General features: G+C 61.7%; 6 protein-coding genes. 2 read left to right on the top strand and 4 right to left on the bottom strand.

The window, feature by feature from the left end; translation table 11 throughout:
• Both ACESNG_RS12800 and ACESNG_RS12795 read right to left on the bottom strand, forming a co-directional pair.
• Positions 1-267 (bottom strand): hypothetical protein (locus ACESNG_RS12800; protein WP_373069265.1); only part of this gene is annotated, 267 nt, incomplete at its 3' end.
• A gap of 649 nt (positions 268-916) precedes the next feature.
• Entirely contained in the window at positions 917-1,042 is a 126-nt protein-coding gene (locus ACESNG_RS12795; protein WP_373069264.1) for a hypothetical protein, read from the bottom strand.
• A 1,275-nt stretch (positions 1,043-2,317) separates the two neighbouring features.
• On the opposite strand from ACESNG_RS12795, the gene ACESNG_RS12790 reads away from it, so the two are divergent.
• Complete coding sequence (locus ACESNG_RS12790) at positions 2,318-3,136, top strand: hypothetical protein (protein WP_373069263.1); 819 nt, start codon at positions 2,318-2,320, stop codon at positions 3,134-3,136.
• 216 nt (positions 3,137-3,352) lie between these two features.
• Here ACESNG_RS12790 and ACESNG_RS12785 read toward each other — a convergent pair whose 3' ends face one another.
• On the bottom strand, positions 3,353-6,139 hold the full coding sequence (locus ACESNG_RS12785; RefSeq protein WP_373069262.1) for a PGN_0703 family putative restriction endonuclease: 2,787 nt from the start codon (positions 6,137-6,139) through the stop codon (positions 3,353-3,355).
• Between the two features lie 430 nt (positions 6,140-6,569).
• On the opposite strand from ACESNG_RS12785, the gene ACESNG_RS12780 reads away from it, so the two are divergent.
• Positions 6,570-7,823 carry a hypothetical protein gene (locus ACESNG_RS12780; RefSeq protein ID WP_373069261.1) on the top strand — a complete coding sequence of 418 codons (1,254 nt, stop codon included), beginning with the start codon at positions 6,570-6,572 and terminating at the stop codon, positions 7,821-7,823.
• Positions 7,824-8,117: 294 nt separating this feature from the next.
• Here the strand turns inward: ACESNG_RS12780 and ACESNG_RS12775 are convergent, their stop codons facing one another.
• Complete coding sequence (locus tag ACESNG_RS12775) at positions 8,118-8,537, bottom strand: hypothetical protein (protein ID WP_373069259.1); 420 nt, start codon at positions 8,535-8,537, stop codon at positions 8,118-8,120.
• Positions 8,538-8,609: the final 72 nt, after the last annotated feature.

Here is an 8,609-nt window from a genome sequence, read left to right as displayed (position 1 = left end):
TGACTGCCCGCACGGATACACCGTTGCGAACCCGGGCGCCTGAGCGTTGACGGCAGTCATGTTCAACACGACCGCAGCCGCGTCTGACGGCACACCCGCCACACCCGTCACCTGCAACTCCAACGTCGAACCCGCACCAAGTGCCCACACGTTGCGAGGTTCCTCGATCATCGTAAGTCCGCCCGTGATCACTGCAGCGCCCAACAACGCTGCGACCACCATCAACCCGAGTCGTTTGACTGCCCGTCCGTCCATCGCTGCGACCATAGTCTGTCCTGCAGCGCCTCGGTCCCTAGCTGGGTCACCACGTGAAGACGACAATCGGTCCTGGCGCACCATCGACGCCAACCCGCCAGGACCCCCGCACAAGCCTCGCTCAAACCGGAATGGACCGACCGACAAAACCACCACACAGCCGCCGGGGACCGTCCTTCAGCTGTCCGATAAGGGGACGTTGAGTGGACACGTCGGTGTCGGATCGGGGATCGTCAGCAGAGACGCGTCTGGGTCGGTGACGGTGATCGCCACAAGAGCGTCGGAACGTCCGAACGGCGGTCCCTATTTGAGACGGCAACGGGCGTGATCCGGATCGAGGGGCGGCCAGCTGTTGAGGTTCTTGGGCGGGTCGGTCTGATGGCAATCGACGTGACCGCATTTCGTTTGCATCGAAAGCCCGAACCGTTCGAGGGCTCCGGCGAACGAGTCGAGTGGGCAGCTACTGGCTAACTGTTTGTTGCCTCCCTCCGGGGAACTGTCGGCGGGGCGTGGGGTGTTGCGGGTTGCCGGTGTCGCACCACCATTGCGCTGGTCATCCCGACATCGGCACCCCGAGAAAACTGCTTCGGCGGTCTCACCACCAACGCCACCAGGCTCGGTCGGGTCGGTGTCAGTCAAAGATTTCCGCAACTGCGCTCAGCTATCGGATGTGACGGATCCGATTGTTGAAGGTGTCGGCGACGTAGACGTTGCCGCCGGCGCCGTCCACAGCCACCTCACGCAAATTGTTGAATTGGGCGGCCGCTGCTGTGTCAGGGCCGAGCACCCGCAGCCATCACGCAACGTAGGTGACGCGTGGGCGGTGAGGGCGTCGAGAAACCAGTGGCGGTCAGCAATCTTGGCGTTTTGGTCGAAGCATCGCTTCGCCAATGCTCGCAGCGCGTGCTGCTGCTTCAGGATTGCAGCTGATTGACGGCGTGCCGTTCGACTCGCCCGACTATGAGTGGGCTCACGAGACGCAGCAGCACAGCGAGGCATTCGAGCTCGTAGAGGCGCCAGCAGGTCGCTGCGTTTGACTGGCGCTCGAAGTCGGTGACATCGCCGCAGCGAGAACGGCTGTAGCCGCTGGCCTTCGGGCTATGCCGATGAACGAACCGCTCCACCGGGAACGAATGCGTGTAGAGCCAGCGGCAGGTAGCCCGAAGGGAGTGCGTCGCACCCTCGCTGAACTCCGTTGTGCCCTCGCTGATCTCGGAGCTGGTTCCGAGCCAGTCGAACCTGACGGGTGCCAATCCGGCTTGCGTTGCAGTGGGCGAGTATGTACCAGCCCCCGGCTTTCCGTCGGCGTTGACCTCTGTGTAGCTTTTGGCAATGCGACAGCCAGAGAGAAGCGCGAGTTCAAGGCAGCAAAAGATGCTGCCGAGATGGCGGGCAAGTTGTTGTCTCGTCGAAGCGCTGACACTCGCAGCGGGATGACGAAGCTGTGGACGCTCTGCGCGCTTGGCTGGCCCCACGAACAGCGATGGAGCGTGACTCGTAAGGGCGTGGTTTACCACGAACTCAAAACGTTCGATATGAAAACGAGTTCGCTTCGGCGATCTCGCATCGGTTCTCCGACAGTGCATCAAGCGGGAGGCCGGCGACGACGCGTGGGCCAAGTTTCAGATCCTTGACGGCGCCGCAGACGAAAAAGAAACCGCGTTCCGTAACGCATGGAGCGCTAACTCTTTCGCCGACAAGCCGGTGGACGTCAGGATCGTCGATGAATTCGGTTTCCCCGTGTGATGGACAGCGATCGCTTCGTGTCCATTCGTCGCATTTAGCTTAGGATTACGGACGCTACGAGGTACAGCCGTGCCTCGCCAGCGATGCGGAAGCCGCGCAGCCTGATGCGTAAAATTCACTGCGGGACGGGGACTGTTCGTTTGGGCGGCGACTGAGACGTCTCCGTGACCGTCGAAAGTGACCGAGCTCCGGCACGGAACTGTCCGCCCGACGATCGACATATGAGAGGAAATCGCGAAGCGACCGTCGGCTCGGCTGAGCCGTCGGTGTCAGGTGTGTAGATCGCTCGCCGCCTACGGTTGACGTCGTGGCTGACATGGAACAGGAAGCGCTTGGGCGGATCTGGGCATCGCTAGCCCGGTTGCCGATGCTTGAAACCAAGTACTTTGCCATGGCGACCGGTGTGGCATCACATGATGGTGCACGGTCGAGGCGGGTCGGCAGCGACATCGTGGGCGAGCGGGCCTATCAGATCGCGAGCGCTCACGTGGCGAGCGCATTGGATCACCTCAGTCTCATGCGGTCGGTGATGATCGCAGGCCAGTTGCCGCCGTATTCACTGTTCTCGCTCGCCCGGACGGCATACGAGAGCGCCGTGCAGGCCCTGTGGCTGATGGACCCTGACCTTGACGACGACCAACAACTTGCCCGCGCCGTTGGCGCTCAGTTCGCCGAGTACAACGAACGCGAGAAGGCCGAGAACGACATGGGCCTGCAGCCAGCTCCCGGTAGCCACACAGCCGCTCAACGTCGGGCCACCTATATGACAAACGCTGTGGCCAAGGGGCTGACAAAGCTGGCAGCCAACGGCGACGTTGTGCCGCTTGAAGCCATTCCGGCAACCTATGACCTCTTCCACAAGTACGGAACTGTCTCCCACGTCGATGGCAATGGCAACGACGTCACGGTGAGCGGCGGCACGAAGTACCGGCTGTTCTCGGCGTTCGCACACGGCAAGCAATGGGCGAACATGCTGATCACGATGCAGCCAACGGAAACCCTTCCGGTCGGCGGAGTTCTCGCCCACGTGGAGGCATCCGACGAGCTGTTGGTGATCGCCTACTCTGAGCCAGTCGACGTTCTCGAACGTGCGCTAGACGGCTATTGCATCCACGCCGAACTCGCCACACAGTAGCCACTGCTCGGATCGGGATCGTCAGCTGAGACGAAATCGCCAGGCGACCGTCGGCGCTGCTGAGCAGTCGAAGTCGTTCGGACGACGGTCCTCTTGTGAGACGGCCTGGGATCAGCGACTGGGTTTGACGTCGGAGCGAAACCTTTCATATGACATTTGTCAAGGGCCGACTCGATCTGCCCGTGGGCGGTCAGTGGAACTGCCCGCTGGTGGCCATCAGTTGATTGGTGCGGTCCACCACGGTGATCGTTGTTGGTCAAGATGAGCGTTGCCGGGTAGTTCGCCCTGTGTTTGCTCGTCGAGATTGCTGTGGTCAGCCGAGATGGTGCGCGAGCTGGGAGGGTCACCCTGCGGGTCCGGGATGGTGATGTCTCCGGTGTTGTGTTCCCAGACCGACCGAGGTGTGCGATGTTCGATCGGTCCCGCCGGGTATGGCTGAAGGAAGGTGATGTGGTCGGCGTCGGCGTGGAAGACGCTGAGTCGTGCGATGCCGTCCCTGTAGGAGACGGAGCCGTCAGGGTTGAGTCGTGTGAGTGCCACACCGTCAGGGAATCGTGCGTCGACGAGTTGTTGGGCGTGCCGAACGGCGAGTAAATCGAGCGGGAGTAGATACCTGGCGCTCAGAGCCTCGGCCTGCTCGGGTGTGTGGAGGGCGACGACGAGAGAGGCGCGAAGGTCAGCGAACGTGATGCCCTTGTAGAGCGACAAGAGTGAGACGTGCCGATGCCACTGTTCCCAGATGGCCGTGTGGTCGTCGGGGGCCATGAGCATCATCGAGGCACTCTGAACGTCGCCGCGGGCGATCAGTGCTTTGCCGAGCGCGGCATTGCGCATGGCCTGGTTGGCTCCGTCGCGGAACCAGCACCCGAACGTGACCGGTTCGTCGGTGGGTTGTCCGAGCATCTCGTCATAGGTTCGCCGGTGTTCGCGGTCGTGGTTGGCAAGCTGGAAACAGCCCTGGGTGTTGCTCCCGAATGGTCCGGGTTGAGCGCAGATGGCTCGACGTGTGTTGGCCGCCGAGGAGTAGGCCGAGCAGGTGGAGAAGGCGTCTTCGCTGAGCTTGACCTCGATGAGCAGGGCATGGGTGCGGCCACGGTCGAGTTGGATCTTGACCAGGCAGTCGACCTGGGTTGCGTGTGGTGACGCATGGGTGGCTTCTCCGAGTGCGCCGATCGGGTCGGTGTACTCGAAGACGACGGGTTCGGTAACCCGAGCGGTTGGGTCTTGCAGATGATGTTGAGCAATCGCCGTCCATTCCTGGGTGGTGAGGGGGGCGAGCAGATTCAAGGCGAAGGCTTGGCTGGACTGAACGCTCGCGATGTGGGTGTGGGCGGCCCCGTCGGCAAGGAGTTGCTGATATGACGGGATTGCTGCGGGTACGAGTCCCTGTTCGGCGTTGCCGAACGAGCGAGACCGCTTCAACGTGACACCGGCATCGATGGCGTGCTGGACGAGGTGACGGTGGAGACGAACACCCCAACGCGCTGGCCCGCCGTCTGCGCGGCGATGAGGCTGGGGCAGCTGGTACGGCTCGAGTGGGTGGACACCTTCGGCGGTGTCGGGCTTATCGACGACGACGAACCGCCACTCGATGTCACGATGCAGGGCCTCGACCTGCGCGGCGGTGTACATCGAGATCGCCGCGCCCCCGGGTTTGGTCGACGCCACCACATAGCTGATGACCGGCAGCCGCTTCGAGGTTGCGCCAAGGATTCGGTTGGTCTCATTGACGTGGGCTCGGCTCCACAACCAGTAGTCCAAGCCCTGGAGCACCAACATCGTGTCGTCGCCGATCTTGGTTTCTACGACATGCACGCGGCCGCGTTGATCCTTCGCCAGAAAATCGATGAACGCCGAATGAGTCGACCCGGGTCGCCACGCAGGGAACTCGCGAAGCCAATTCGACTCCAGCCCCAACTGTTCGGGGTGGAGCGCTGCTTGCATCTTGTGCTCGTGGTGGCCGGAGTCGATTCCGGCGAGGCGTGCTGACGCAGCGCGTGCGGCCGCGGCGACGATGGCATGTTGGACGTGGTCCTCGGCGTGTCCTTGAAGGATGACCTTCACCACCGGATCCCAGTTCTCGGGTTTGGTGGAATCGACACCGGCAATCACAGTCAGGCGCTTGGCGGTCGGGATCATTTTCAGGACTTGGCGCCCGGCCACATGCCACGAGACGTACGACTTGCGTTCGATCACCTCGACACCGGGTGCGATGTCGGCCCAGTCGAGGACCGATTGGACCCAACCAGACTTGTCACCCAATGCAGCTACCTTCGGCTGCCCAATCGTCCGTGAACGAAACGACTCGATCGAGTCATGCTCAGTCATCGGCAGCGGTTCCGACACCTCATCGCCGTCGTAGACGAAAACACGAATCGGTGGCACCAGCCACGGCGCACGCACCCGTGTGGGGGTCGCGCGATTCGCCGGCAGCACGACCGAGAGTTGCCGATCACCGCGATATGCGAGACCCCATGCCAATGCCAAGTCCGCAGCCGTCTGGTCGACATCACTGCGAGCAACCACAACCATTCGATGTTCGTCTGCGAAGAAGTGACACAAGGTCGACAACCTCTGGGTGGGCTTGAACTGATCTGTCGGTCCGCCTATCGCAGCCGCCAACTTCGACGCGTTTGAGCTGCTCATCTTCACGCCCGGGACAGCGATTGTGAAGCCGTCGCCGGGGACACCGTCGGCCAGATCGTCTGCCGAGTTAGCGACGTCGACTGCGAGCGACTCGAACAACTCAGGTAACGACACATCGTCGTCAACTTCTCTCACCGACCAGCACGCCGAGTACGGCGACGCATTCTGCAAACGCCAGAAGAACGCTGGCCACGGCACGGTCTCACCCTTGACCTCCATCCGGCCACGACCGATCTCGCATCCATTTACCGGGTCCGGATAGAAACAGTCCGGAAAGCCACTGGATCCCGCCGGGGCGACCCACACACCCAACAACTTCGACCAGTCGCTCACATCGATGTGCAGTGCAATCAACATTGCGCCTCCTAAAAACCTGTTCGGTGGTCCAGTCGCTATGCGGCTTGGGGTTGATGCGTTGTCGTCCAATGTAGGACAACCTCGTTAGGGGTGAGTTCGTCGTGGGCTGAGTGCGGGCGGTTGGCGTTGCAGTCGAGCCGCCGGTCCTCGACGATCACGAGTTCTCTGTGTCCGCTCAGCGATCCCGCTACGAGAGAATCCCCTTGGGATCGGCCGGTGGAGATGACGACGCGGCCACACCAAGAACCGAAACCGCAGCCACTGCACCAAATGTCGCAATCTCATTTCGCCCACCTCCTGCAGCCGTCAACGGAGAGGCCCGCACGCTCGAACGCCGATAAGCCGGTCGCCCCTGCATGCTGCGACACTCCTTACACCGAGCCTCCTGAGTCTACGATGATGGACCTTGCGGCGCCTGAGCCCTGAAGATGTGCCGACCTGGCGGAAGAGGCTCCTCGAGAACGTCCTCGGTGAGGACGGGTGGGACGACCCGGAGAGCATTGACCTCGACGGCGATGCTGGCCACGTCGATACCTTCGTCGCTGCTGCCTATGCCCTCCGCTCCGAACTCAAGAGCGGTTCCGTTGAGATCGCGTCGGCAAGCTCGGTCGTCGCTCTCGCCAACTTGAAGGACAAGCCCTGGCTGCGATACCTCGACCCATCGTTGAGCACCACCCCGCAACGGGGACCAAACAGGCTGGTGCTTTGGCGCGACCCAGAACATGCCATCGAGCTATCTGGTCGAGGAACCGAATGGAACATCTCGTCGGGAGCTATCGAGTCGCTCCTCCTCGAGCGGGACGGCTTACCAGACAGCCGGTATGAGGAGCAGTTTGAAATGGATGTCGGAGACGCCGAGGAGTCGGTAGATCGGCGCATTGCTGAGCTGCGTGAGGCGTTGAAGGCGACACAGGTCGAGCGGAACAACGCTGTGAAGACCGTGGCTGTACGCGACAGAGAGATCGATTCCCTTGAGAAAGAGCTGAATCGGGCGGCCGGGCGCGCTGACAAGGAGAGTGCCAAGCGGCTCGACATTGCTGAGCGTTCGAAGACGCTGAGCGAGAGATCTGCCAAGCTGAAAGAAGACCTGGCGAGGGCTCGTACTGAACTGACCGATGCCCGGACTGCGGCAAAGACCCGCCAGCGGGAACTGGCCTCTGTTACCTCGCGCCTCGGAACAAGCGAGGTACAGATCGAGAAGGCCAATGCGAAGGCCTATAGAGACAAGCAGGCGGTGGCGCTCCTGGAGCGCCGGCGAGATGAGGCGAAGCAACGCATCGACGCGCTCACGGTCGAACTCGAATCAGCCGAACGGGAGCGAGTCGCACGTAGTGACGAGCGTGACGAGTTCGCTGTCACCGTCTCGAACCTCGTTGAGGAATCCGAGCGGGTTCAAGCTGACCTGAGTGCTCAGCTTGACCGTGTCCACGTACTTGAGGAGCAGGTCGAAGCTCTCAACCAGATCGTTGCAGAACGGGATCAGGGTTTGGAACGGTCGAACGTGGTGATGCAAGAGCGACAGCGTGCACTTGATGAGCTGACCCAACATCACCGGGCGGCTACCGACGAATCAACCATACGCCAGCGAGAACTGATGGCGCTTCACACCGAACTTGGCCTCGTGCTTCCGCGAAGGTATCTCAAACGGCTTGGCCTCTTCCGCCGAGATTCGGCTGCGGACTAGGCCTCAGTTGCCCTAACCTCGCTGACGGGAAGATCGGCGAAGTGAGCGATTCGTGGTCGTGAGGTCCCATACGAATCGGGCTGGTGCGGAACACACCCCTGAGAACCTACGGCCGAACGAGCGTGACTGGGTTTCAGCGAATTCCACCGCAACGATCGCCGTGGAACTTGGAGCCCATCGAGACTCGGCTTCCGCCGTACAGTCCGGTTGAAGATCCCCTTCTGAAAGTGCGAACTGGGCCGAGTCCTGTCCGTAACCGTCAAGGTGTGTTTTGTCGAGTCGAAACGATTGGGCCTAGACGTCGAGGTCACGGAGACGCATCCCGCCGTCCTCGACGATGTCGAACTCGCCCCTCACCCATCGAAGGTCCTGTTCCTCGTCCCAGTCCGGCAGTGGGCCTGGCAGCAAGTAGGTCGCCAGATTCGGAAGCGCTAGGCAGAGGCTGTTCAACCGGTTCACGACTCGACGTATCTGATCGGGGAGAGCTTCGAGTTCGGTGAGTTCATGGTTTGCCACGGTCATCCGGAGCGCGTTTGGACGGATTCGGTGGGCGGACAGTCGAGGCTCCGACCATTCGGCTGCCGGTTGGTCCATCCTCAACAGGAACCGATCATGTACCAAACGGTTCCGGAGCCCGTGAAGAACCGCGACTTCGCCGAGTAACGCCGTCGTCACCTCATCCCACGGTGCGGAGAGGTCTGCCATCTCGATCATGGTTTGGCAGGCGCCATGAACACTGCCTGAATCGGCCGGGGTTTTGCGTCAGGTCATCAATGATCCTGAAAG

The organism is Gemmatimonas sp. (genome assembly GCF_041689975.1).
Lineage (GTDB): Bacteria > Gemmatimonadota > Gemmatimonadetes > Gemmatimonadales > Gemmatimonadaceae > Gemmatimonas.
This window is presented reverse-complemented; position numbering and strand designations above follow the sequence as displayed.

Excerpts from the sequence above, each read along its gene's own strand:
- ACESNG_RS12790 (WP_373069263.1), top strand. The coding sequence starts at position 2,318 with ATGGAACAGGAAGCGCTTGGGCGGATCTGGGCATCGCTAGCCCGGTTG.
- ACESNG_RS12785 (WP_373069262.1), bottom strand. The coding sequence starts at position 6,139 with ATGTTGATTGCACTGCACATCGATGTGAGCGACTGGTCGAAGTTGTTG.
- ACESNG_RS12775 (WP_373069259.1), bottom strand. The coding sequence starts at position 8,537 with ATGATCGAGATGGCAGACCTCTCCGCACCGTGGGATGAGGTGACGACG.